This window comes from Orbaceae bacterium BiB (assembly GCA_036251205.1).
Lineage (GTDB): Bacteria > Pseudomonadota > Gammaproteobacteria > Enterobacterales > Orbaceae > Orbus > Orbus mooreae.
Genome location: CP133958.1, coordinates 128916 through 155500 on the forward strand (window position 1 = coordinate 128916; position 26585 = coordinate 155500).

Below are 26585 nucleotides of genomic sequence, written 5' to 3' on the forward strand. Positions count from 1 at the left end.
TGCTGCATATTTAATTATTTTTCTTGAATAATTATTCATTATCTTGATAGGATAGATATAACTCCGTAGCAGATCACATAAAAAATAATGAGCAATGAGGATTTATTATGATTTTTGATTTTGAATTGATTCAACATATCTATAGTCGTTATCAAGATAAAATTAACCATATTCGACAGGTTATTGGTCGTCCTTTAACCCTATCGGAGAAAATCCTTTATGCCCACTTAGCCCAAGATGAGACATTAAAAGATTATAAACGTGGTGTAGATTATGTTAACTTTGCCCCAGATCGTGTCGCTATGCAAGATGCAACGGCACAAATGGCATTATTACAATTAATGAATTCAGGACGTGAACGCGTCGCGGTACCATCATCAGTTCACTGTGATCACTTAATTCAAGCGTATAAAAATGCTTATGATGATCTGATTATTGCCGAAAATACCAATCAGGAAGTGTATCAATTTTTGCGTGATGTTTCGAATAAATATGGTATTGGTTTTTGGAAGCCAGATGCTGGTATTATTCATCAAGTCGTATTAGAAAATTATGCTTTTCCTGGTGGAATGATGATTGGTACTGATTCCCATACTCCAAATGCAGGTGGGTTATCAATGATCGCCATTGGTGTTGGTGGTGCTGATGCAGTTGATGTTATGGCCGGTATGTCGTGGGAATTAAAAATGCCTCGTTTGATTGGGGTAAAATTGACAGGAAAATTATCGGGTTGGTCATCTGCAAAAGATGTGATTTTGAAATTAGCTGGAATTTTGACGGTAAAAGGTGGGACTAACTCAATTATCGAATATTTTGGTGAGGGGACTCAATCTTTATCGGCAACAGGTAAAGCAACTATCTGTAATATGGGGGCTGAAGTAGGGGCAACAACATCAATATTTCCATACGATCAAAAATCAGCTGACTATTTAGCAATAACCGGTCGTCAAGAAATCGTTAGCCTTGCGTCTAAACTTGCTGACTGCTTTAACCCAGATGATGAAGTATTAATTAATCCAAAACACTATTATGATCAAGTGATTGAAATTAATTTATCCGAATTAGAACCTTATGTTAATGGTCCATTTACTCCAGATTTAGCTTATCCTATTTCTCAATTAGCGAAAGCAGTTAAAGAACATAATTATCCAAATAATATGGAAGTTGGTTTAATCGGCTCTTGTACTAACTCTTCTTATGAAGATATGACTAGAGCTGCTTCTATTATTGATAGTGCTAATAAACTAGGTTTAACAGTTAAAGCCAAATTGATTATTAATCCAGGCTCAGAACAGGTCAAATTTACTGCTCAGCGAGATGGAATATTGGATAAATTTACTCAAGCTGGTGCTGTGATTATGGCTAACGCGTGTGGCCCTTGTATTGGACAGTGGCGACGTGATGAGGTTGCTGATGAGCATCGAAATTCTATTGTTACCTCATTCAATCGTAATTTTGCTAAACGTAATGATGGTAATCCAAATACATATGCTTTTGTTTGTTCTCCTGAGATTGTTTCTGCATTATCGGTAGCAGGAACATTAACATTCAATCCACTGACCGATACACTAACCAATGCGCAAGGTGAGCAAGTTAAACTTCCTGAACCAAAAGGGGAAGAGTTACCTAAACGAGGCTTTGCCGTGGATGATGCAGGTTATGTTGCTCCGATAAAAGACGGTAGTCATGTTACGGTTAATATTGCGCTAAATTCAAATCGTTTACAACAATTAGCACCATTTTCGCCTTGGAATGGTCAGGATATTATTGAACAACCATTATTAATTAAAGTCGCGGGTAAATGTACTACTGACCATATTTCAATGGCTGGTAAATGGTTAAAATATCGAGGACATTTAGATAATATCTCTGACAATATGTTGATTGGTGCAGTTAATGCATTTAATGAAAAAACTAATTCTGTTTTGGATCCGCAAACTCACCGTTATGTTGAAGTTCCTGCGCTAGCACGTAAATATAAAGCACAAGGGATTGGTTCAGTCGTTGTTGCTGAAGAAAATTATGGTGAAGGCTCATCCCGAGAACATGCTGCAATGGAACCACGTTTTTTAAATGTAAAGGCGATTATTGTTAAATCATTTGCCCGTATTCATGAAACGAATTTAAAGAAACAGGGAATGCTTGCATTAACCTTTGTGAATAAAGAAGATTACGATAAAGTACAGGAAGATGACAAAATTAGTATTTTAGGCCTAACTGAGTTTATGCCTGGGAAAAATTTAACGATGGTGCTACATCATCAAGATGGTAATGTGGAAGCTTTTCCTGTCTCTCATACCTATAATGAAGCCCAAATTGCTTGGTTTAAGGCCGGTAGTGCTTTAAATAAATTAAAATCAGACTTTAACCAGAAATAAAAGGATTTAATATGAGTAATAAAATTACTATTGTTAATGGCAAGCTTAATGTACCTAGTAATCCAATCATTCCTTTTATTGAAGGGGATGGCGTTGGTCCTGAAATTTGGCAGTCAGCTAAAGCCATTTTTGATCATGCCGTTGAAAAAGCTTATCAAGGTTCACGAAAAGTTGAATGGAAAGAAGTCCTTGCTGGTGAAAAATCATTTAATATCAATAGTTCTTGGTTGCCTGATGAAACAATGAATGCATTTAAAGATTACTTAATTGGTATTAAAGGTCCGTTAACTACGCCAGTCGGTGGCGGAATTCGCTCTCTTAATGTTGCATTAAGACAAGAGTTGGATCTGTATGTTTGTTTACGTCCAGTAAGATGGTTTAAAGGCGTTGAATCACCGATTAAAGCGCCAGAAAAAGTTAATATGACGATTTTCCGTGAAAATACGGAAGATATCTATGCTGGAATTGAATGGCAACAAGGCACACCTGAAGCAAAAAAATTCTATCAATTTATAGCGCAAGAAATGGGCGTGAAAAAAGTTAGATTCCCGGAAACCTCATCTTTTGGCGTAAAACCAGTATCAATTGAAGGTTCAGAACGATTAATACGAGCTGCAATTGAATATGCAATTGTTCATCGTTTACCTTCTGTGACTTTAGTCCATAAAGGTAACATCATGAAGTTTACTGAAGGTGGTTTTAAACAATGGGGTTATGAACTTGCTGAGCGCGAATTTGCTTCTAATGTTTTTACTATGCAACAGTTTGATAAACTCAAGAAAGAACAAGGTGTTTTAGTTGCAAAAGAGGCACTTAATTCAGCAAAAGCGGCTGGGAAAATTATTATTAAAGATGTTATTTGTGATGCTTTTTTACAAAATACACTACTTAAACCAGAAGAGTATTCTGTAATTGCGACACTTAATTTAAATGGTGATTATGTTTCAGATCAACTTGCTGCAATGGTTGGTGGAATTGGTATTGCACCCGGTGCTAATATTAACTACTTAACTGGTCATGCTATTTTTGAAGCAACACATGGCACTGCTCCTGATATTGCTGGGCAAGATATGGCAAATCCATCTTCTCTGCTATTATCTGGGGTTATGATGTTTGATTATTTAGGATGGTTTGAAGTCGGTAAATTAATCACTGATGCATTAGAAACGCTATTTCAAAAGGGTGAAGCAACTGTTGATCTTGCACGTTTTATGTCTAATGGTCATGAGCTCAAAACGAGTCAATTTACTCAAGCAATAATTAGTCATTTATAAATTTAATGGTCATTATTAGGATAAAGTTTTCTTTATCCTTTTATTTTTCTCACTAATGATATTAGTTGAGAGTATAAAATGGAGATGTTTATGAAAGATCAGTTTATGATTTATAAATTGTCTGAAACAGTCAAATTAACTAGTAAGATAGATACCGAACTATTTGAGAAATTTAATGTTAAACGCGGTTTACGTAATTCTGACCATACTGGTGTTTTAGTTGGCTTAACGAATATTGGTGATGTTGTTGGTTACGAACGTTTAGATAATGGTAGTTTAAAACCTATTCCAGGTAAACTGTTGTATCGTGGTATTGATATTGATGATTTGGTTCACAGTGCACAAAAAGAGAAACGTACTGGTTTTGAAGAGGTGATCTATTTATTATTATCGGGAAATTTACCTGATAAAGAAGAGTTAACCCAATTTTCTCGTATGCTTTGTGAATCCATGGCGTTAGAGAAACAGACTAAAATCGCTATTATTGAGTTAGAAGGGCAAGATATTATGAATATTTTAGCCCGGACAGTATTAGAAATGTATACCTATGATCCTGAACCCGATGATACATCTCGCGATAATTTAATGAGGCAATCAATTGATTTAATTGCAAAATTCCCTGCAATCATTGCATATGCTTATAATATTTTACGGCATAGTGCCAAAGGTCAATCTTTACATATACGCCATCCTAATGATGATATTTCAATTGCAGAAAACTTTTTATATATGATAAAAGGTTCTAAAGGATATACTGACTTAGATGTTCGAGTTCTTGATTTAGCCATGATTATTCATGCGGAACACGGTGGTGGTAATAACTCAACATTTACAGTTCGAGTAACTAGCTCTACGGGTACGGATACTTACTCATCTATTGCAGCGGGTATTGGTTCTTTAAAGGGACCATTACATGGTGGTGCAAACTTACAAGTCGGTAAAATGATTAATCACTTAAAAGAGGTGATTACAGATTGGACTGATGCCAAAGAGATCGATGATTATTTTGTTAGAATGCTCAATAAAGAGGTTTATGACGAAAAAGGTCTTATTTATGGTATTGGCCATGCTGTTTATACTGTATCTGATCCTCGAGCCGTGTTATTAAAAGAGATGGCGAAAGAGTTAGCAAAAGAGAAAGGTCGGGAAGCCGAGTTTGAATTTATGCAACTATTGGAAGAAAGAGCCGTTTATGCCATAACCCATAGAAAAAATGCAAAAACCAAAAAACAAGTTTGTGCTAATGTTGACTTCTATTCAGGTTTTGTCTATGACATGATCGGTTTACCGAGAGAAGTATATACACCATTATTTGCTATGTCTCGAATTGTTGGTTGGTGTGCTCATCGTATTGAAGAGTTAAACTTTGATGATAGACGCATTATTCGACCTGCATATAAAAATATTAGTGAGCCCGTCAAATTTACGTCTCTAAAAGAACGTTAATATCAGTTAGTTCATTTTAAAGGCGCTTTGCGCCTTTATTTTTATCGATTGTGAATTAGTATGACAATCGCCTATTTTCATGTATAATTGTCAAGTTGTGCATAAAGATCATCGTTTCATGTTTCGTACGGCTAATGAGAGCTTTATTGATAAGTCCTTATCTTTTTTCACCGTAGCTTGACACTACCACTTAAAAGGGCGTATTTGATAAATTTGTCATTAGTCGTAACAATGAAAATGGTCTATTTATTTTTTAATTTAAGAGGACATCACATTGTTTAATCCTATCACTCAAAAATTTCAATATGGTCGTCATACCGTTACTTTAGAAACCGGTATTATGGCTCGTCAAGCAACAGCTGCTGTAATGGTTAATATTGATGATACTGCCGTATTTGTTACTGTTGTTGCTAATCAAAAAGTTAAAGAAGGTCAGGACTTTTTCCCATTAACGGTTAATTACCAAGAGCGTACTTATGCTGCTGGTCGAATCCCTGGTGGTTTCTTTAAACGAGAAGGGCGTCCTAGTGAAGGCGAAACTTTAATTGCTCGTTTAATTGACCGTCCATTACGACCGTTATTTCCTGAAGGTTTTGTTAATGAAATTCAAATCATTGCAACTGTGGTTTCTATCAACCCACAAGTTAGTCCTGATTTAGTTGCAATGATTGGTGCATCTGCTGCTTTATCTTTATCTGGTGTACCGTTCCATGGCCCAATCGGTGCTGCTCGTGTTGGTTTCATTGATGGTGAGTTTGTGTTAAATCCACTAGTTACTGAACTACCAAGTAGCCGTTTAGATTTAGTCGTTGCAGGTACAAATAGTGCAGTATTAATGGTTGAATCTGAAGCTGATCTTTTAACTGAAGAACAAATGCTTGCTGCTGTTGTATTTGGTCATGATGCACAACAAGTTGTTATTAATAATATCAATGAGTTTGTTGCAAAGGCTGGTCGAGCTAAATGGGATTGGGTTGCTCCAGCTAAAAATGAAGTACTACATGATGCGGTTTCAGCGTTAGTTAAAGATCGTATTGGTGAAGCGTATCGCATTACTGAAAAACAAGCTCGTTATGCTCAAATTAATGCTATTAAAGAAGAGGCATTAGCTCAATTAAAAGCTCAAAATGAAGAAATTGATGATAATGAAGTGTTAAATATTATTACTGAAATTGAGAGCCAAACTGTTCGTAAACGTGTTATTTCTGGCGAACCACGTATTGATGGTCGTGAAAAAGATATGATCAGAGCATTAGATATTCGAACTAATGTTCTTCCTAGAACACATGGTAGTGCTCTATTTACTCGTGGTGAAACGCAAGCTTTAGTTACTGCAACATTAGGAACAGAACGCGATGCGCAAATCATTGATGAGTTAACTGGTGAAAAAACTGATAAGTTTTTATTCCATTATAATTTCCCTCCATACTCTGTTGGTGAAACAGGAATGGTTGGTTCACCAAAACGTCGTGAAATTGGTCATGGTCGCTTGGCTAAACGTGGTGTTGCGGCTGTTATGCCTAAAGGTAATGAATTCCCATATACCGTCCGTATTGTATCTGAAATAACAGAATCTAATGGTTCATCATCAATGGCTTCTGTATGTGGTGCCTCTTTAGCTCTAATGGATGCGGGTGTACCAATTAAATCATCTGTTGCTGGTATCGCTATGGGACTGGTCAAAGAAGGTGATGATTTTGTCGTTTTATCTGATATTTTAGGTGATGAAGATCATCTTGGTGATATGGACTTTAAAGTTGCTGGAACTCGTGAAGGTGTAAGTGCATTACAGATGGATATCAAGATCGAAGGTATCACTAAAGAGATTATGCAAGTTGCTTTAAATCAAGCAAAAGGTGCTCGTTTACATATTCTTGGTGTAATGGAACAAGCAATTAATTGCCCACGTAATGAGATTTCTGAATATGCTCCTCGTATCTATACGATGAAAATTAATCCAGAAAAAATTCGTGATATCATCGGTAAGGGCGGTGCGACTATTCGAGCATTAACAGAAGAGACTGGAACAACCATTGAGATTGAAGATGATGGTACTGTTAAAATTGCTGCATCTGATGGTGATAAAGCACAAGCTGCTATTAAACGTATTAATGATTTAACTGCTGAAGTTGAAGTGGGTCAAATCTATACCGGTAAAGTGGTTCGAATTGTAGATTTTGGTGCATTCGTATCAATTATTGGTGGTAAAGAAGGCTTAGTGCATGTTTCACAAATCGCAGATCACCGAGTTGAGAAAGTGACTGACGTATTGACTATGGGACAAGAAGTTCAGGTTAAAGTACTTGAAATTGATCGTCAAGGACGCATTCGTTTAAGTATGAAAGATGCAGTCAATACTTCAGCACCAGCAGCTGAAGCAGCAACAACGACTGAAGAGTAGATTGTAAAAATACGTGCTAATCTAATTGATTAGCACATTTTAACCTCAAAAGTAATTAGAGACTGATAATGAAAAAAATCAACTTGAAATCAATATGGTTACTAGGTCTTACCATAATTTTATCAAGTTATATTTCTGGTTGTAGTGTTAAACAGCCATTATTAGCAGTTCCAAACCAAGTCTCTCTTGATGATGAGGTTCACTTAGCTCAAATTAGTCAAGAGCTCTATAGCAAAGATATTGATGAAAGAACTAGAATGCAACTCTATTTTCAACGAGGTGCACTATATGATTCATTAGGATTTAGAGCTTTTGCTCAGAGTGATTTCTCTCAATTACTTGCATTTAATGCTGAGATTCCAGATGTTTATAACTATCTTGGAATTTATGCTATGCAAGAAGGTGATTATGATTCAGCATTTATGGCTTTTAATACTGGATTAGAGATTGCACCTGATTATGAGTTTATTTATATCAATCGGGCAATTGCCTTATATCGTAATGATAAATATGAGTTGTCTCTTGAAGATGCTTTAAAATTTTATCATTATGCGCCAAATGAACCGATTCGAATTCTTTGGTTATATTTGATTGAAGAAAAAATAGATAAAAATAAAGCTCGAGAACAATTACTTGAGCGTTATAATAGTATGGAAGATAAATCCATTTGGGGAAGCGGTATTATTGCATTTTACTTAGGTAAAATTAGTGAAGATCGCTTGATGATTAACTTACAGCAAGGAGTTGATACTAACTTAAAGTTAGCTCAGCGTCTTTGTGAAACTTACTTTTACTTAGGTAAATTCTATCAAAGTAAAGGTGACAATAAACGTGCCGAAATGTTATTTAAGTATGCATTAGCAAACAATGTCTATAATTATTTAGAACATCAGCAGGCACTTTTCGAAATCAATCAGCTTAATACAAAATAAGCTGCATTGGGTCATGCCAGTTTAGATGTGAATATAAGTAGTTATAGCAGCGTTCTTTATGTAACCATATAATGGTTAGTTTTGAATGGTTAAATTAATCATTTAAAAGTAGTATTATATGTTTTGTTATTTTTGGGTGGGTTGTAATATTCATTAGGTAAGCTGGCTTTATAAATGATTTTAACGACTGCATTTTAGCAGTTATAAGCGAGTTTACATGACAAAAGAAATCTCTTTTATTGACCTTGGTTTATCTGAGGAAATCCTTAACGCATTAAATGATCTTGGTTTTGCAAAACCATCTCCAATTCAAAGTGAATGTATTCCTTTATTATTAGAAGGTAATGATGTGCTTGGTATGGCACAAACTGGTAGTGGTAAAACTGCTGCATTTTCAATTCCTTTTCTAATGAAATTGGATGCTAATTTAAAAGCACCACAAGTATTAGTATTAGCACCAACACGAGAATTAGCAATTCAAGTTGCTGAAGCATGTAGTGAATATGCGAAATATATGAAAGGTGTTAAAGTTTTAGCTCTTTATGGTGGTCAACGTTATGATGTGCAATTACGTGCATTAAAACAAGGGCCACAAATTGTAGTGGGTACGCCGGGTCGTCTACTCGATCATTTAAATCGTAAAACTCTTGATCTATCTAATCTTAAAGGTTTAGTTCTTGATGAAGCTGACGAAATGCTTCGCATGGGCTTTATTGATGATGTTGAAAGTATTATGGCTGCGATTCCAGAAGAACATCAGACCGCGTTATTCTCAGCAACGATGCCTGCTCCGATTCGTCGCATTACTAAACGATTTATGCATAATCCACAAGAGATTCAAATCAAATCGACTAATCAAACAGCACCAGATATTGACCAAAGCTATTGGTTAGTACGAGGATTACGTAAGAATGAAGCATTAGTCCGCTTTTTAGAAGCAGAAGATTTTGATGCTGCAATTATCTTTGTTAGAACCAAAACGGCAACATTAGAAGTGGCTGATGTACTAGAACAACACGGCTATAATAGTGCGGCATTAAATGGTGATATGACTCAACAATTACGTGAGCAAACATTAGATCGTTTACGTAATGGTCGTTTAGATATTTTAATTGCAACTGATGTTGCTGCACGTGGATTAGACGTTGAACGTATTAGTTTAGTTGTCAATTACGACATTACTATGGATTCAGAGTCTTATGTACACCGTATTGGCCGTACAGGTCGAGCAGGTCGTGCTGGTCGTGCAATTTTATTTGTAGATAGCCGTGAGCGCCGTTTATTAAAAAATATTGAACAGACAATTAAAAAAGCAATTCCTGAAGTACAATTACCAAGTAAAGATTTACTTGAAACGCGTCGTTTATCTAAATTCTCTGATAAAGTTGCTAAAGAGATCGAATCAAATGATTTAGATACTTACCGAAGTCTTTTACCTCAGTTATTGAAAACTGATGATACTGATATGGAAACCTTAGCTGCTGCATTATTAAAACTTGCACAAGGTGAACGTCCTTTAGTTTTACCACCGGATCCAGTATTTAAACCTGCGCGTGAAGATCGTGAAAGAGCAGAACGTGGTGATCGTCGTCTAAAAGGTGATAATCGTGAATCACCAAAACGTAGAGAACGTCGTGATGTTGGTGATATGGATCTTTATCGTATTGAAGTAGGTAAAGAGAATGGTATCGATGTTCGTAATATTGTTGGTGCAATTGCTAATGAAGGTGATATTAGTAGCCGATATATTGGTAATATCAAACTTTACGAAAAATATTCAACAGTTGAGTTACCAAAAGATATGCCAAAAGATTTATTGAAACATTTTGAAAAAGTTCGTGTCATGAATGTGCCAATGAATATGCGTTTAGTTGTTGATGGTGAGAAAACAAGTTCTAGCCCAAGACGTTCTTCACGTAAAAGAGAAGACTCTTTTGGTGAACAACCACCAAAACGTCGTAGCCGTGCTCCATCTAAAGATGGTGATAAAGATGCAGCACCAAAACGTAGATCAAGAAAACCAGCATCTTTTTAAGAGTAACACTTAGTTTATAGCTAAAAAACCGAATCAAAACTGATTCGGTTTTTTTATATTAATCATATTAATTTTTACGATTGAGGGTTATTTATTTAGCACTATTTATTTAACTAAGTGCAACTTTAGAGATTGGTTTTGTAGTAAGGTTTTGGCTTTACTATCTAAATGATAGTCAGTAATTATATCGGTAAATTGATTAAGCAAAACCGCAGTATATAGAGAATAAGAGTCATATTTACTACTGTCAGCAACCAAAACAACCTTATCGGCTTTTTCTGCAAAACTGGCTTTAATTAATGCTTTATCCTCAGTTGGTGTGGTTACGCCTTTGTTGACACTCCACGAGTTACAGCTAATAAAAGCAATATCCGGGTTAATTTGACGTAATAGTGAACGACCATGTTCTCCAATACACGATTGGCTACTATCATCGATTTTACCACCAATAATCGTCACTTCAATTTGTTTAAACTCACATAAAAATAGCGCGATATGTAAATCTGATGTAATTACTCGAACAGGCATTTGAGTGATACGTTTGGCAATTTCAAAAGTTGTTGTACCAGCATCAAGGGCAATCGAATCACCAGCTTTAATCATCTGTGCGGCATAATCTGCAATCAACTGTTTTTCAGTGGCATTTTTATGAATCTTCTCATTGGTGGTGGGTTGTGCTGGAATAAAACGATTAATCGTTACACCGCCATGAGTTCGGCTAATGACTCCTTGTTCATCGAGTTTAATTAAATCACGTCTAACCGTTGCTGGGGATGCTTCTATTGCCGAAACTAACTCTTCAACGGTAACTAAATTATGATTTTTTAGATAATCCATAATTTGATCTAATCGACTTAATTTTGCCACAGTTTACCTTCTTATCACTATCGTATCTATTTACTATCAATCATACGTGATTGTTGCATAAGGCGCAATTTGCGCCTTAACAATCTTATTTATTTTGTAAGCATTGCCGCTAATCGAATGGATTCTATCATACTATCGGGTTTAGCAATACCTTTCCAAGCAATATCAAAAGCGGTACCATGATCTGCCGAGGTTCGGATAAACGGTAATCCGGCTGCGATATTGACCCCATCATAAAAGCCTAATAATTTGAGTGGAATATGACCTTGATCATGATACATTGCGACAACCATATCAAATTTACCTTGATGAGCTTGTAAAAATACCGTATCAGGTGCGCAGGGACCGATGACTTGGATTGCTTTTTCCTGCATATTTTTAATTGCAGGTGTAACAAATTTAATCTCTTCATCTCCAAATAAACCGTGTTCTCCCGCGTGAGGATTTACACCAGCAACGGCAATTCTTGGATTGTCGTAACCGACTTTCTTCAAAAAATCATGAGCAATTTGGATAACAGTTTCAATACGTTGAGTATTTAAGTTATCTAAGAAATTTCGTAATGATACATGAGTTGTAACATGTATCACTTTAAGATTTTCAGTATAGAGTACCATTGCCACATCCTTGCTATTGGTCAGTTTTGCTAATAATTCTGTATGACCAGGATACATATGACCAGCAGCATGCAGTGCTTCTTTATTCAGTGGGGCTGTTGCAATACTACCGACTTCTTTGTTTAACGCAAGCTCGGTAGCTTTATGTATACAATGATAAGCTAAATCTCCTGCTTGAGATTGGATTTGACCTGGTTTTAATGTATTAATATCTGCGAGTGGTACATCAATCACATTCATAACCCCAGGTGTAAATTTAGCTTCTGCTACTTTATTAATGACATTAATGTGCACATTATCAAATAGCTTCATACTTAATTGTTTTTTTAGTAAATCGGCAGAGCCTATCACAATCGCGGGTATATCTTTGATAATTTCAGATTGTAATGATTTAGCAATAATTTCAGGACCGATTCCGGCAGGATCTCCCATAGTAATAGCTACAATTTTTGACACAATCAGTCTCCTTTTATATAAATTCTAATGATTTAGTGAAAATATTTTGTTCACCAAAACCGCCAGCTTTAGTGAATATTTGATAATTTTTCTGTATTTTACCGATGAGTCTGCCATAAGGTACTCCCGGTGTAACTTCACCTACAATATGAAATCCTGTCGCGCCAAGAGATTTGGCGATAGCAATTGCTACATCACCACCCGTTAAAAATAGATTTTTAACTGAGGTATGTTGAACTATTTTACCTAAGCACTGACAAATATATTCGCCAAGCTCTTTACGAGTCAGATGATACTTTTGACAATAAAACTCAACCTGATGACGTTGCTCATCGTTTTTACATGTTCTAACAATACTGTTTTTTTGTTGCAAAAGCCCTTGTTCAATTTGTTGATAATAGTGATAAAGTTTCTCGTCAGTAAATTGAGGGAATAAATCATCTATATCAATATCAATCACCTGCCATAGTTTGGTAAATGTTAATGCATGTTCGATCTGTTTTTGTGTGATCTGACTCATTGAACCGGCAATAACTAACAGCTGTTTTTTATTGTCTGGAGAAAGGGTGCTTGATGATGTTGAAATAGAGTTTGTGGGCAAATAATTCATTAGCCCCGCAGAACCGACTAATAATGCTTTATGTTTTAGTTGGCCTATTTGTGTCGCAATACGTGATAAATCTTCATTTGTTTCGGTATCAATAATAAAAAGTTTAATACCTTGTTTTATATTACTGTCAATTTCATCAGATAATTTATTATTTTTTATGATGTCAGTGCCGATTTCAGTACTTTTTAAATCAGTTTGTTGTGCCAGACAATCGATTATTTTAGATGAATAGATCGGTGTTTTCGGATCAGAGGCAAACTCTGTTTTAGTGAGTTCAACGCCATTAACATAACAAACGCCATTCATCACCTTTCTTGCCATATCAGGGAATGCCGGGATAATTAGTGCAATTTGATAATCAGTTTCCTGCAGTAGTGTGGCTATTTCATAACCAATATTTCCCCTTAGCGTTGAATCAATTTTTTTATATATCATGACATCACGGGGATTTTTGGCGACAAGGGTTTTAATTCTCGCTTGAGCTTTTTCTTTTGTTAATGCGCGACTATCAGTATTGATTACAATGGCATCGGACTGACTGGTGGTGTAATCACTATTCCAATCAAAATAGACATCAACATGGGCTCCTTTTTTGGTCAGTTGTACGCCTGTATCATTCGCGCCAGTAAAGTCGTCAGCAATAATAAATAAACGAGAATAGTTATACCTAGACATACTATCTCACACTCCTCTTGATTGAAAAAAATCAATTTATAGTAGCAATTATACCTTAATGCTACATAAAATCTATTTTTTATGATTAAAATTATTCATTTTATTGTTTTTGTGATCTTAATCATGTTTTTATATATTCATAATAGCACTTTTTTGAAAAATAAAATACTATTTGTGAGTGTTTTAAGTCAAATTGATTTTATTTGTTCAAAATCATTAATACAGTAATAAGGCTGAATATTATGCATATTAATAGTACTATTCTAAGTGGTAAGGGAATGTTAAACGAAATCAATTCATTAGTTAAAAATAGACATCATGTATTATTTTTAACAGATAAAAATATTATTAATTTAGCTGACGTCAGCAAATTGATTAAAAATATTCAAGATATAGCACCCGTATTTACCCTGATTGATGATATTCCTCCAGAGCCAAGCCATCATGATGTCACGGCTTTATTAACAAAAATGAAGATATCTAATGCCGACTTAGTGATTGGTATTGGTGGTGGTAGTGTTTTAGATGTAGCTAAATTAGTTTCTGTTTTATGTGTTAAAGAGGCTGATATTACCTTAGAACAGTTATTAAATGGTGATAAACCGACTAAACGTTGTACATCATTACTTATTCCGACAACTGCCGGAACCGGATCGGAAGCTACGCCAAATGCAATCTTAGCCATTCCAGAAAAAGAGACCAAACAAGGTATTATTTCACCTGTTATGTTACCTGATTATGTCTGCTTAGTACCAGAGTTAACGACTTCAATGCCAAAACATATTGCAGCATCAACGGGAATTGATGCGTTATGTCATTTAATTGAATGCTTTACGGCAACCATTTCGAATCCTGTTGGTGATAATTACGCATTAATTGGTATGCAGAAATTATTTAATTCTCTAGAAAGATCAACTCGAGATAAGAGTGATATTGAAGCCAAACTTACTATGCTTTGGGCATCTTATTATGGTGGTGCCGCGATTGCACATGCCGGTACTCATTTAGTTCATGCAATGTCTTATCCTTTAGGTGGTAAATATCATATTCCGCACGGTATTGCCAACGCTATTTTATTAGTACCTTGTATGGCTTTTATTAGAGATGCTGTTGTGGATAAATTTGCACAGGCCTATGACTTGCTTCCTGATGCCGTGTTAACACTAACGGCGGAAGAAAAGTCCTACGCTTTAGTTGAGTATTTTAAACAATTAGTTCAACGATTAGAGCTGCCATCTAAACTTCAAGAACTAAATATCGATCCGAAAGATTTACCATACCTTGTTGAGGGAGCTTTAGAGGTAAAACGTTTAATGAATAATGTTCCTAAAAAAGTCAGTAAAGACGATGTATTAGCAATGTATCAATCACTTTTATAGCTAGCCATTTTAACAAAATAGTAGAGGGGTTTTAATAATGAGTAAGAAAATTGAGGGGGTATTAACCGCGATTGTTACAACATTTGATGATAATGGTGATTTTTGTCCTAAACGAATGCGGAAACAGGTTCAGCGTCAGCTTAGCAATGGCAATAGCATTTTTTGTAATGGTACCAATGGGGAGTTTTTTGTTTTAAATACTAAAGAGAAGCTTGCTGTAACCGAAACTTGTGTTGATGAAGTTGCTGGCAAAGCACCAGTGATGGCGCATATTGGTGAGATCTCAACACGAGAAACGATAAAATTAGGAAAAGAGATTCAAAAATTAGGTGTTGATGCCGTTTCAGTGATTGCTCCTTATTTTATTCCTTTAAAACAAGAAGAACTGATTGTTCACTACACCAAAATTGCTGATGCGCTAACGGTACCGGTGTTTTTGTATAACATTCCCGCAAGAACCGGTAATACTATCCTGCCTGAAACTGCCGCTAAATTAGGTGAGCATCCCAATATTTTAGGTATTAAGGATAGTGCAGGTAGTTATGAAAGTCTAAAAGGATTCCTTGATGTAGCCAATAAAATGGATGATTTTGATGTGTTAACTGGGCCTGATTCTTTGATTTATCAGGGGTTTATTGACGGATGCATCGGATCCATTTCTGGGCTTGCTAATGTAGCACCCGCTAAAATTAATGCTATCTGGAAAAATTTTAAGGCTGGCAATCTTGAACAATCTAAAGCCGCCCAAGATGCTGTTGGCGATTTGCGTAAAAATTTGTATACCACCGTATTCTCTCCTGCCGCAGTCAAAAAAGCATTAACCATCATGGGAGAAGAGGTTGGTGTAAGTCGCTATCCGATTGAATTTTCCAATAAAGATATTGCAGCAATTAAAGATATTGTTAGCAAGCTATAGTTTAATTCCATTAAAAATAAAAAAGGTAAAACAATATGCATTATTTTGGTACTATTGATACGATAATTATTGTGAGTATTGTCGTGATATATATCCTTTTAACATCGGCAATGACCTATTTTTTAAGAAGTAAAAATAATAGTGATTTTATGGAGGGCTCAAGAGCCGTCCCGGCAATTGTTGTCGGAATTTTATTAATGACGGAATATATTGGTGCTAAATCAACAATTGGTACCGCACAGTCCGCATTTGATAATGGTATTGCCGCCTCATGGTCGGTGATTGGAGCAGCAATTGGTTTTCCTTTATTTGGATTTATTTTAGTTAAAAAGATCTACAATACTGGTGAAATTACTATTTCTGCAGCGATCGCACAAAAATACGGTAATTCGACTAAAAATCTGATCTCATTAATTATGATCTATGCATTAATTTTGGTTAATGTGGGTAACTATATTAGTGGCGCTGCCGCAATCTCTACTGTTTTACAAGTTTCATTACCTGTTGCTGCATTTATTACTGCGATTGTAAGTACCTTCTATTTTACATTTGGTGGACTTAAGGGCGTAGCCTATGTCACGATTATTCATAGCTCAGTAAAATACTTTGGTGTATTATTTATTTTAGGAACAGCGCTTTATTTGACAGGTGGTTTTACACCAATGATTGAAAGTATGCCACCTCATTATTGGACGTGGGATGGTTCAATTGGTGCAAGTACTATTTTTGCCTGGTTAATTGGAACAATCGGTTCAATTTTTTGTACACAATTTGTTATCCAAGCGATCTCTTCAACAAAAGATGCCAAATCAGCAAAACGCGCATGTTGGTATGCATTCTTCTTCTGTATGCCGATAGCCATAGCGATTGCGATTATTGGTGTATGTGCTAAATTTCTCCATCCTGATATTCCTAGCCTTTATGCTTTACCAGTATTTATTCAGGATATGAATCCTTTTATGGCTGGAGTTATTACCACATCTTTAGTTGCTTCAATCTTTATTAGTGTCAGTACTGTAGCTCTGGCTATTGCCTCGCTGATTGTGAAAGATTTTTATGTTCCTTATTGCAAACCAACACCAGAAAAAGAGTTTAAGGCAACAAAAGTGATCTCAGTCATTGTAGGATTTGCACCACTATTATTGGTATTAGTTTTCCCGGAAGTATTGAAATTATCTTTCTTTACTCGTGCTATTCGTCTATCAATTACTATTGTCGCGATGATTGCATTTTATCTGCCATTTTTAAATAGTACTCGTGCAGCTAATATGGCACTGGTTGGTGCGGCATTTATTACATCACTCTGGTTCTATTTAGGTGATCCATTAGGTATTAACAATATGTATATTGCACTCGTTTCGCCGGCATTGATTATGGTGTTAGATCGAGTATTTATCAGTCCATTTATCAAAAACAAACCAAAAGCCGAAGCTTAATCAGGAGACAGTGAAATGACAGATATTAAATTAGATTGTAATGGAAAATTGACGAATAATATCCATGACCATGCTCGTATTGATGCTTATTTACCGACAGGCTGCGTACAAAATCATGCTGCAAATTTATTACAGCTACCAGATGGTGATTTACTGTGTACCTGGTTTGGTGGGACACAAGAAGGAATTGCTGATATTTCCGCATATTATTCAAGATTGAAAAAAGGCAGTAATACCTGGACTGCTGCGGTTAAATTATCTGATGATTCGACTCGCTCAGAACAAAACCCACTGTTTTTCTTAGATCCTGATAATGTGTTGTGGATTCTTTATACTGCTCAAATCTCAGGTAATCAAGATACTGCGATTGTGCGTTATCGGCAGTCTAAAGATTTTGGTGAAACATGGGGGCCGATTAAAACGTTATTGGAAGATCCAACAAAAGGTATCTTTATTCGCCAGCCAATAACAGTTATGCCAAATGGTGATTGGTTGTTACCTGTTTTTTATTGTATTGCCAAACCAGGTGAAAAATGGGTTGGTAGTTATGATACCAGTGGGGTGATGATCTCTAAAGATAAAGGTAAAACGTGGCAAAATATAGATGTACCAAATAGTGTTGGTTGCGTCCATATGAATATTGTTATGTTAAAAGATGATAGTTTATATGCTGTGTTTCGTAGTCGTTGGGCTGATTATATTTATGAGAGCCGATCTATTGATGGTGGATATACATGGAGTGAACCTACCGCAACAACGTTACCGAATAATAACTCCTCAATTCAAGCGACAGTTCTTGATAATGGTCATATCGCATTGGTATTTAATAACTCCAGTGCTAAAGATGCAAAAGAGCGTCGGATCTCGCTTTATGATGAAATAGAAGATGAGAGTAGTGCTAATAAAAAAGAAGCTGAAATTCTTGTGGGGCAACGAAATGCTTTTTGGGGAGCACCCCGTGCACCAATGTCACTGGCTATTTCAACGGATAATGGCAAAACATGGCCGTTTATTCGTAATCTAGATGAGGGTGATGGCTATTGTATGTCTAATAACTCTAAAGATCAGCTTAACCGAGAGTTTTCCTACCCGAGTATTAAACAGGGGTTAGATGGTAAGTTACATATTGCTTACACCTATTTTAGGATGGCAATTAAATATGTCTATGTTGATGAAGATTGGGTCAAACAGTCCTAATCAAATACATAATAAATGTTGATATTAAGAGAAATATCTTCGGATTATTACTCTATAGATAGTAGGGCGAAGCCCTACAAATCTCTATTTTTTAGCTACCTACAGTAGTGATGAAGTAGTATTTAAATAATCAATATAAATTGGAGGTAGATATGATTGCAGGCAATATTAATATATTAAAATTAGCTACTTTACCTGAATCACTATATAACATTTTATCAAGACCAGAAATGGAGTTAACTAATTTGCAACATCTAGCAGATGGCTATTATCAGGTTGATCAGGAAAAGTGGTTTTACAATATTGGAAACTCACAAACTGCGCCTATTGATACTCGTCATACCGAATTTCATAAACAGTTTTTAGATATTCAATTGATTTTACAAGGAGAAGAGATTATCCGTTATAGTTTAACGGATGTTATAACTGAACCTGCTTTTGAAAAAAAGCCCGATTTATTCATTTTAGAATCACCTATTTTAACCAATAGTATTCATCTGAAAGCCGGCGATTTTGTAACATTTTATCCTGGCGAACCTCATCAAGCATTATGTATGGTTGATGAACCGAGGATGGTACGTAAAGCTGTTTTTAAAGTACCTATGAATATGATTTAACATAACAGAATGTTAGAGCATTATCATTTTAATGTGAGTGATGGTTAATCAGGTATAAGGGAAATTATAATGGAGCATAAGCTGCAGGTCAAAAAGGCGTTAGTCAGTGGAGCAAGTTCTGGGATAGGGTTATCTATTGTAAAACATCTGCTTAAACTGGGGTGGATGGTTACCGCATTAAGCCGTAATAGACCTGATTTAGAACATGATAACCTGACCTTTATTGCTATTGATTTATCTCAAGACGATTTTCGTCATGAGTTAACCGGATTATCAGGGTTTGACGCCATTATTTGTGCTGCAGGGATGATGAAAACTGATCCTATTGCTACTTTACAACCTAAAGATGGCGAATTGATGTGGCGATTACATGTTCTTGCCCCGATACAAATCGTCAATACATTAGTGCCAAGTATGAAAGATAAAGGGAGAATTATTTTAATTGGTAGTCGTACTGCAAATGGTGCAGCTAATCGTAGTCAGTATGCCGCATCAAAATCAGCATTGATTGGCTTATCTCGTTCATGGGCGATAGAATTACTACCACGTCATATCACGGTTAATATTATTTCTCCTGGTGCAACAGAAACACCTATGCTTTTAAATCCAGCTCGTAAAATGACCCCTCCAAAAGTTCCACCAATGGGACGTTTTATCCAACCGATTGAGATAGCTGGAACTGTTGAGTTTTTATTGTCAGACTATGCCATGTCAATAACAGGTCAAAATATTGTGATATGTGGTGGGGGATCTTTGTCGTAAATAGTTAAATACGGCATAGGGTATGCCGTATTTTTTTATAATTACTTAATTAACAATTTATTCATTCGTAAAATAAATTGGCTTGGATCATTTAATGAACCTTTTTCAGCAAGTAATGCCTGATCAAGTAATAGTTCAATCCAATCTTTAAAATTCGCTTCATCTTGTGTATCAGCAGCTTGTTTTACTAACTGATGGTCCGGATTAAGTTCAAAAGTATATTTCACATCAGGTACTTTTTGTCCAGCTGCTGCAAATAATTTTGCCATCTGAGTTGTCATCTCATCGGCAGCAGTTGTTACTATTGCTGGCGTATCTGTTAGACGATGTGTTAATTTAACCTCTTTAACTTTATCTCCAAGCACTGTTTTAACGCGTTCAATGAACGGTTCTAGCTCTTTCTCTGCCTGTTTTTGCTCTTCAGTTTCTTGGTCAGCTAATTTTTCAATTGATTCATCCGATTTACTAACTGATTGGAAAGATTTACCTTCAAATTCAGTTAAGTTACTCATCATCCACTCATCAATACGATCTGACAATAATAGAACCTCAATGCCTTTTTTACGGAAAAGCTCTAAATGAGGGCTATTTTTGGCTGCATTATAGCTATCGGCTGTAATGTAATAGATCTTCTCTTGGCCTTCTTGCATACGGCTAAGGTAATCATCTAATGAAACCGTTTGTGCATCGCTATCGCTATGTGTTGAAGCAAAACGTAATAATTTACTAATTGTATCTTTATTAGTAAAATCTTCACCGGTACCTTCTTTTAACACTAAACCAAACTCATTCCAGAACTGTAAGTATTGTTCACTATCATCTTTCGCGAGTTTTTCTAGCATCTGTAATACACGTTTTGTACAAGCATTACGTAAATTTTGTGTTACTTTGCTATCTTGTAAAATTTCACGAGAAACATTTAATGGTAGATCATTAGAATCAATCAAACCTTTAACAAAACGAAGATAATTAGGCATAAATTGCTCAGCATCATCCATAATAAAGACGCGCTGTACATACAGTTTTAAACCATGTTTATGATCACGATTCCACATATCCCAAGGCGCTTTTGATGGAATATATAGCAAGCTAGTATACTCTTGTTTACCTTCTACGCGGTTATGGCTCCAACTTAACGGATCGGCAAAGTCGTGCGATAAATGTTTATAAAACTCTTTATACTCTTCATCAGTAATTTCATTACGGCTACGTGTCCATAATGCTTGAGCTTTATTGATTTTTTCCCATTTTGTTTCTTTTGTCTCTTCATCCGTTGTTTGTAATTCAACTGGTAATGAAATATGATCGGCATATTTACTGATAATAGAGCGTACTCGCCAGTCATCTAAAAACTCTTTATCTTCTTCTTTTAAATGAAGAGTAATTTCTGTACCACGAGTCTCTTTCGTATAATCAGAAATGGTGTATTCACCTTCACCGGCGGATTCCCAGACGACAGCTTCATCCGCTTTAGCTGTTGCGGATCTGGTTTTTACTGTTACTTTATCAGCAACAATAAATGAAGAGTAAAAACCGACACCAAATTGCCCAATTAATTGACTATCTTTCGCTTGATCGCTACCAATTGATTCTAGAAACGCTTTAGTACCTGATTTTGCAATTGTACCAAGATTTTCAATCGCTTCTTCACGGGTCATACCAATACCATTATCGGCAATGGTTAATGTTCCTGCATCTTTATCAATCCAAATTTTTACGCCTAGCTCTGCATCACCAGCATAAAGATCTGGATTTTCTAATGCTTTAAAACGTAATTTATCTGCCGCATCAGATGCGTTTGAAATGAGTTCTCTTAAAAAGATCTCTTTATTTGAATAAAGAGAGTGAATCATTAAGTGAAGTAATTGTTTAACTTCTGATTGAAATCCACGAGTTTCAGTTCCTTGTTGACTCATTGATTAGCCCCTTTTTAATGTCTTATTAAATAAATTAAATTATGTTTACATATATAGGAGTAAAAAAATGAATTTCAAGGGGCAATCAAAAACAGTTCATGATTATCCATTAATAATGGCTAGGATTCATTTATATTTATTGAATGTGAGAAATAATTTAATGATTTTGAACGATAAAAAGCCCATTTTTAGGGCTTTTATCGTAATTAAATTGATTATAAAAATGAGCGATATGGTAACTCGGGTTCATCAGTAAAGATATCTCTAAATCCTCTAAAGTGTTGATAGTGCATACGACCTTTATCAGTTGGGTAAGTATATTTACCGCCCACTTGCCAGAAGAATGGTGCAAATTGATATTGAAGACGATCTTTTTTCATATTCCATAGAACTTCTATCTCTCTTGGATCACTTTGGAAATTAGCCCAGATATCATGATGGAAAGGAATGACTACTTGTGTATTAAGTGATTCAGCTGCACGCAAAATGTCTGCTGAGGTCATTTTATCTGTTACACCACGTGGATTTTCACCATAAGAGAGTAACGCCACATCAATTTTATGATCATTACCATGTTTTGCATAATAGTTGGAATAATGAGAGTCGCCAGAGTGATAAAGTGATCCGCCAGTCGTTTCAAATAAATAGTTAACTGCACGATCATCCATCCCATCTAAGATTGCTTTATCTGTTGATGAAACACCCGCTGGTAGTGTAACTAAAGAAGTACGATCAAATGAATCAAGTACTTTGATTGTAATGTCACCAACTTCAATAATATCACCTACTTTAGCAATTATGCAGCGCTCTTTTGGTACTCCCCATTTCATCCAAAGATTTACACACGCTTTTGGACCAATAAACTTAACCTTGTCACTACAGTTTTGCATAACAGCTGCAGCAACATTAACATCAATATGATCAGCATGATCATGAGTTGCCATAATTGCATCAACTTCTTTTATCGCGAACGGATCTAGGACGAATGGGCTGGTTCTTAAATTTGGTTGTAATTCACGTACTCCACCCATTCTCATCATTTGATGTTGCTTATTCATCAATGGATTTGCATGCGTTTTTTTACCAGTACCGCACCAGAAATCGACAGATATATTGGTGTTTCCTGCTGATTTTAACCAAATTCCAGTACAACCAAGCCACCACATACTAAATGTATTTGGCTTTACTTCTGTGGCTTCAATTTCTTCATTTAGCCAGGTTCCCCATTCAGGAAATGTACTTAAGATCCAAGATTCTCTGGTTATTTCATTTACTTTACTCATGATCGCATCCTTTTTATTTGATGATTAAACTAGAATAACTTCAACACCCTGATTTTTAATTGCGTTAATGACTTCTTTATTTGCCTGTTTACCGGTGATCAATATATCGATCTTGGTGGTAGGGCAAAACAGCATACCGGCATTCACTTTACTAACAATTTTTGAGCTATCGACAACAACGACCAACTTCTCTATTTTTTCTAAAATTTGTTGTTCTGATACGGCAGTCAGAATTTCTTTTTTATAAAGTCCTGCTTCCGTTAATGCTTTTCCACTGGTAAACATCCATTTACCCGCATAACTATTAGTCATATCTAATATTGGGTTAAGAATAATATTTTGTGTTTTATTGTAGAGTCCACCCATAATAATCACATTTTCATGATCATTTTCAATGAGATAGCAAGCTAATGGGAAATAGTTGGTAATTATCGATAAATTTTTACCACATAGTTCACGTCCAAGTAAAAATGCCGTTGAACCACAGTTAATGACGACACTTTCATCATCATTACATATTTTGGCAGCACGTAGCGCGATTCGAGCTTTCTCATGATAGTTATCTGTATTTGTTATATCTAATGGGGCCCAAATCGTTTTTTTCTCTTCAATTCTAACAATACCATTGCGAACTTTTTTTACTTTACCATCTTGATCGAGTTTCGTAATATCACGTCTTGCCGTAGCCGGAGATATAGAAAAAAGTTCAACCAAATCAGATACTTTAAGCATACCTTTATTATTAACTAACGATATAATTTCATTATGTCTCGTTATTTCGTTCATTTCCGCACCCATTATTATAAAGTCATAAGTAATCATTTTTTGATTTTTTATGATTTTAATTTTCATTTTTTTTATTGTCAATCAGATATTGATCTATTTTTATTAATAGTTTGATAAATAGAAATATTTTTATAATTTATTGATTTTAAATGAAAAAATTGATCTGTATCAAAAAAATAGATAATAATAAGTTGAAAGGTGATCCACTTCAAATAAATCAAAAATAATCATTGAGTGATTTTTTATGATTAATGTATGCTGATTGCGTGAGTACGAGCTAGATAAAAATAAACATCAACGATGTGAAAGCAATTGAGGGGCATTATGGAAAGTAATTTTTTTATACAACTGCTAAATAAACCGCCGTTTCTTTTAGGGATTGTCACCTTACTCGGTTATTGTTTGTTGAGAAAAGATCTAACGACTGTTTTAAAAGGTACGATTAAAACGATTGTCGGTTTTATGTTATTACAAGTCGGTTCTGGTGTACTTGTTTCAACCTTTAAACCGGTTATTGCTAAGTTATCAGAGTATCACGGGATTAACGGATCAATTATTGATACTTACGCCTCGATGGTTGCTGTTGAGAACGCGATGAAAGATAGTTATTCTTGGGTTGGATATGCTGTCTTGCTTGGATTACTGTTCAATATTTTATTAGTTATTTTTCGGCGTATTACGGGTATTAGAACTATTATGTTGACCGGACATATCATGTTCCAACAAGTCGGATTAATAGCCCTGTTCTATTTTCTATTTGGTTTTAGTATGTGGGAAACCATTATCTACTCAGCCATTATTATTGCATTATATTGGGGTATTTTCTGTAATATGATGTATAAACCAACACAGGCAGTGACTGGTGGGGCTGGGTTTTCTATTGGGCACCAACAACAGCTTGCTTCTTGGATTGCTTATAAGGTAGCACCTAAATTAGGTAATAAAGAGGATTCAGTTGATTCACTGAAACTGCCGAAATGGTTACATATTTTCAATGATAGTATTGCTGCGACAGCAATTATTATGACCATTTTCTTTGGGATTATTTTACTCTCTTTTGGTATTGATAATGTTCAAACAATGGCAGGTGAGAATACTCACTGGAGCTTATATATTTTCGAAACAGGTTTGAAGTTTGCTGTCGCTATTCAAATTATTATTGTTGGTGTAAGGATGTTTGTCGCTGAGCTTTCTGAAGCTTTTAAAGGTATTTCAGAAAAGCTGATTCCAAATGCCGTATTAGCAATTGATTGTGCTGCGATTTATGCGTTTTCACCTAATGCTGTTGTCTTCGGATTTATGTGGGGAGCATTAGGGCAATTTGTTGCAATTGCAGGGCTATTAATTTTCAAATTTCCAATCATGATTATTCCTGGTTTTGTACCGATGTTTTTTTCCAATGCAACTATTGGGGTATTTGCCAATCATTTTGGTGGTTGGAAAGCGGTAATGAAAATCTGTTTTGTGATGGGGATTATTGAGGTTCTTGGTTCAGCTTGGGCATTGAATATATTCCTACAACATGGAACACCAATTGATGCATGGATGGGAATGGCTGACTGGGCAATTCTATTTCCACCAATCTTACAAGGCTTATCTATTTCTCATCTTTTTATCTATGTCTTAATTGCACTTGCGATAGTTTATATGTTCTTTGCCGCAAAAACATTACGTGCCGAGGAAGCTGCAGCCAAATTGCAGTCAGATACTAATCCACGTAATTTACCTGATGAAGATAGTAATCCTATTGTTGCTAAAAATTTACAACAGGCACAAAGCTTAACAGAAGATCGTCGTCCAGTACGTATTCTAGCTGTTTGTGGTAGTGGACAGGGCTCATCAATGATGATGAAAATGAAAATTGCCAGTTACTTAGATAATAAAGGTATCAAGAATATTATGGACTCTTGTGCCGTCACTGATTATAAGTCAAAGCTACCAAATATCGACATTATTGTCTGTTCTAAACATTTAATACACGAAATTATTGTTGGTGAAGGGCAGTATGCATTAGGTGTGACAAATATGCTTAATCCAACAACGTTTGGTAACGAACTTATCGAATTAATCAATAAGGTACCTGATTAAATTCATTAATGATTTTTAATATATTAAGTAAGGAAATACTATGGCACTTAAACAATCCTTAATAGAAAATAAATCGATAAAATTACAAGCAGAAGCGGCAGATTGGTGTTCAGCAATAAAGCTTGGTACTGATATGTTAGTAGCATCTGGTGCGGTTGAGCCTAGTTACTATGATGCCATTATCAAATGTATCAAAACAATGGGCCCTTATATCATCATCGCACCTAATTTTGCGATGCCTCATGCAAGGCCTGAAGATGGCGTTAATCGTACAGCTTTTTCCCTTGTCACTCTAAAAACTCCCGTCTTTTTTGATGATGAACCAGAGCCTGTTGATGTTTTAGTGACATTAGCGGGTAGTACTTCTGATGAACATATGGCGGGATTGATGGAAGTTATTCAGATCTTAGAAGATGAGGCCTGTGAAACTGGTGTCAATTTAGCTCCATTAAGATTATGCCGTACTGAACATGATGTTTATCAAGTTATTGATAACGCTATAAAGTGATCTCGG

At 35.5% G+C, this 26585-nt stretch carries 20 protein-coding genes; 14 read left to right on the plus strand and 6 right to left on the minus strand.

What is annotated here, in order from left to right; all coding sequences use genetic code 11:
- Window positions 1-107: 107 nt before the first annotated feature.
- From RHO11_00560 to RHO11_00585, 6 genes are all read left to right on the plus strand, one after another.
- Entirely contained in the window at window positions 108-2378 is a 2271-nt protein-coding gene (locus RHO11_00560; GenBank protein WVD61652.1) for an aconitate hydratase, read from the plus strand.
- Window positions 2379-2389: 11 nt separating this feature from the next.
- Complete coding sequence (gene icd, locus RHO11_00565) at window positions 2390-3652, plus strand: NADP-dependent isocitrate dehydrogenase (protein WVD61653.1); 1263 nt, start codon at window positions 2390-2392, stop codon at window positions 3650-3652.
- Between the two features lie 90 nt (window positions 3653-3742).
- Window positions 3743-5098 (plus strand): citrate/2-methylcitrate synthase, encoded by a 1356-nt coding sequence (locus tag RHO11_00570; GenBank protein ID WVD61654.1) that lies wholly within the window; start codon window positions 3743-3745, stop codon window positions 5096-5098.
- Between the two features lie 268 nt (window positions 5099-5366).
- A complete protein-coding gene (pnp, locus tag RHO11_00575) occupies window positions 5367-7499 on the plus strand; it encodes a polyribonucleotide nucleotidyltransferase (GenBank protein WVD62914.1) in 2133 nt (710 codons plus the stop codon).
- 68 nt (window positions 7500-7567) lie between these two features.
- A complete protein-coding gene (nlpI, locus tag RHO11_00580) occupies window positions 7568-8431 on the plus strand; it encodes a lipoprotein NlpI (GenBank protein ID WVD61655.1) in 864 nt (287 codons plus the stop codon).
- Between the two features lie 217 nt (window positions 8432-8648).
- Window positions 8649-10466, plus strand: a complete 1818-nt coding sequence (locus tag RHO11_00585) for a DEAD/DEAH family ATP-dependent RNA helicase (GenBank protein ID WVD61656.1) — start codon at window positions 8649-8651, stop codon at window positions 10464-10466.
- 105 nt (window positions 10467-10571) lie between these two features.
- Here the strand turns inward: RHO11_00585 and RHO11_00590 are convergent, their stop codons facing one another.
- The 3 genes from RHO11_00590 to RHO11_00600 all read right to left on the minus strand — a co-directional run bounded on the left by RHO11_00590 (window position 10572) and on the right by RHO11_00600 (window position 13691).
- Window positions 10572-11333, minus strand: a complete 762-nt coding sequence (locus tag RHO11_00590) for a DeoR/GlpR family DNA-binding transcription regulator (GenBank protein WVD61657.1) — start codon at window positions 11331-11333, stop codon at window positions 10572-10574.
- An 89-nt stretch (window positions 11334-11422) separates the two neighbouring features.
- On the minus strand, window positions 11423-12406 hold the full coding sequence (pdxA, locus tag RHO11_00595; GenBank protein WVD61658.1) for a 4-hydroxythreonine-4-phosphate dehydrogenase PdxA: 984 nt from the start codon (window positions 12404-12406) through the stop codon (window positions 11423-11425).
- 13 nt (window positions 12407-12419) lie between these two features.
- Window positions 12420-13691: a four-carbon acid sugar kinase family protein gene (locus RHO11_00600; protein ID WVD61659.1), complete on the minus strand. Its 1272-nt coding sequence runs from the start codon at window positions 13689-13691 to the stop codon at window positions 12420-12422.
- Between the two features lie 242 nt (window positions 13692-13933).
- On the opposite strand from RHO11_00600, the gene RHO11_00605 reads away from it, so the two are divergent.
- The 6 genes from RHO11_00605 (at window position 13934) to RHO11_00630 (ending at window position 19998) form a co-directional block, all read left to right on the plus strand.
- Window positions 13934-15070, plus strand: coding sequence for an iron-containing alcohol dehydrogenase (locus tag RHO11_00605; protein ID WVD61660.1), 1137 nt, complete (start codon window positions 13934-13936; stop codon window positions 15068-15070).
- Window positions 15071-15107: 37 nt separating this feature from the next.
- Window positions 15108-15986, plus strand: coding sequence for a dihydrodipicolinate synthase family protein (locus RHO11_00610; protein ID WVD61661.1), 879 nt, complete (start codon window positions 15108-15110; stop codon window positions 15984-15986).
- A gap of 35 nt (window positions 15987-16021) precedes the next feature.
- Window positions 16022-17422, plus strand: coding sequence for a sodium:solute symporter family protein (locus RHO11_00615; GenBank protein WVD61662.1), 1401 nt, complete (start codon window positions 16022-16024; stop codon window positions 17420-17422).
- 15 nt (window positions 17423-17437) lie between these two features.
- Complete coding sequence (locus RHO11_00620) at window positions 17438-18619, plus strand: exo-alpha-sialidase (GenBank protein ID WVD61663.1); 1182 nt, start codon at window positions 17438-17440, stop codon at window positions 18617-18619.
- 152 nt (window positions 18620-18771) lie between these two features.
- A complete protein-coding gene (locus tag RHO11_00625; protein WVD61664.1) occupies window positions 18772-19236 on the plus strand; it encodes a YhcH/YjgK/YiaL family protein in 465 nt (154 codons plus the stop codon).
- A gap of 69 nt (window positions 19237-19305) precedes the next feature.
- Complete coding sequence (locus RHO11_00630; protein WVD61665.1) at window positions 19306-19998, plus strand: SDR family oxidoreductase; 693 nt, start codon at window positions 19306-19308, stop codon at window positions 19996-19998.
- A 41-nt stretch (window positions 19999-20039) separates the two neighbouring features.
- On the opposite strand, the gene htpG is transcribed toward RHO11_00630, so the two are convergent.
- From htpG to ulaR, 3 genes are all read right to left on the minus strand, one after another.
- Entirely contained in the window at window positions 20040-21914 is a 1875-nt protein-coding gene (gene htpG / locus RHO11_00635) for a molecular chaperone HtpG (GenBank protein ID WVD61666.1), read from the minus strand.
- Between the two features lie 215 nt (window positions 21915-22129).
- Entirely contained in the window at window positions 22130-23197 is a 1068-nt protein-coding gene (gene ulaG / locus RHO11_00640) for an L-ascorbate 6-phosphate lactonase (GenBank protein ID WVD61667.1), read from the minus strand.
- 24 nt (window positions 23198-23221) lie between these two features.
- Window positions 23222-23983, minus strand: coding sequence for an HTH-type transcriptional regulator UlaR (gene ulaR / locus RHO11_00645; GenBank protein ID WVD61668.1), 762 nt, complete (start codon window positions 23981-23983; stop codon window positions 23222-23224).
- Between the two features lie 324 nt (window positions 23984-24307).
- On the opposite strand from ulaR, the gene RHO11_00650 reads away from it, so the two are divergent.
- Both RHO11_00650 and RHO11_00655 read left to right on the plus strand, forming a co-directional pair.
- On the plus strand, window positions 24308-26071 hold the full coding sequence (locus RHO11_00650; GenBank protein WVD61669.1) for a PTS ascorbate-specific subunit IIBC: 1764 nt from the start codon (window positions 24308-24310) through the stop codon (window positions 26069-26071).
- A gap of 40 nt (window positions 26072-26111) precedes the next feature.
- Entirely contained in the window at window positions 26112-26579 is a 468-nt protein-coding gene (locus RHO11_00655; GenBank protein ID WVD61670.1) for a PTS sugar transporter subunit IIA, read from the plus strand.
- Window positions 26580-26585 lie beyond the last annotated feature (6 nt).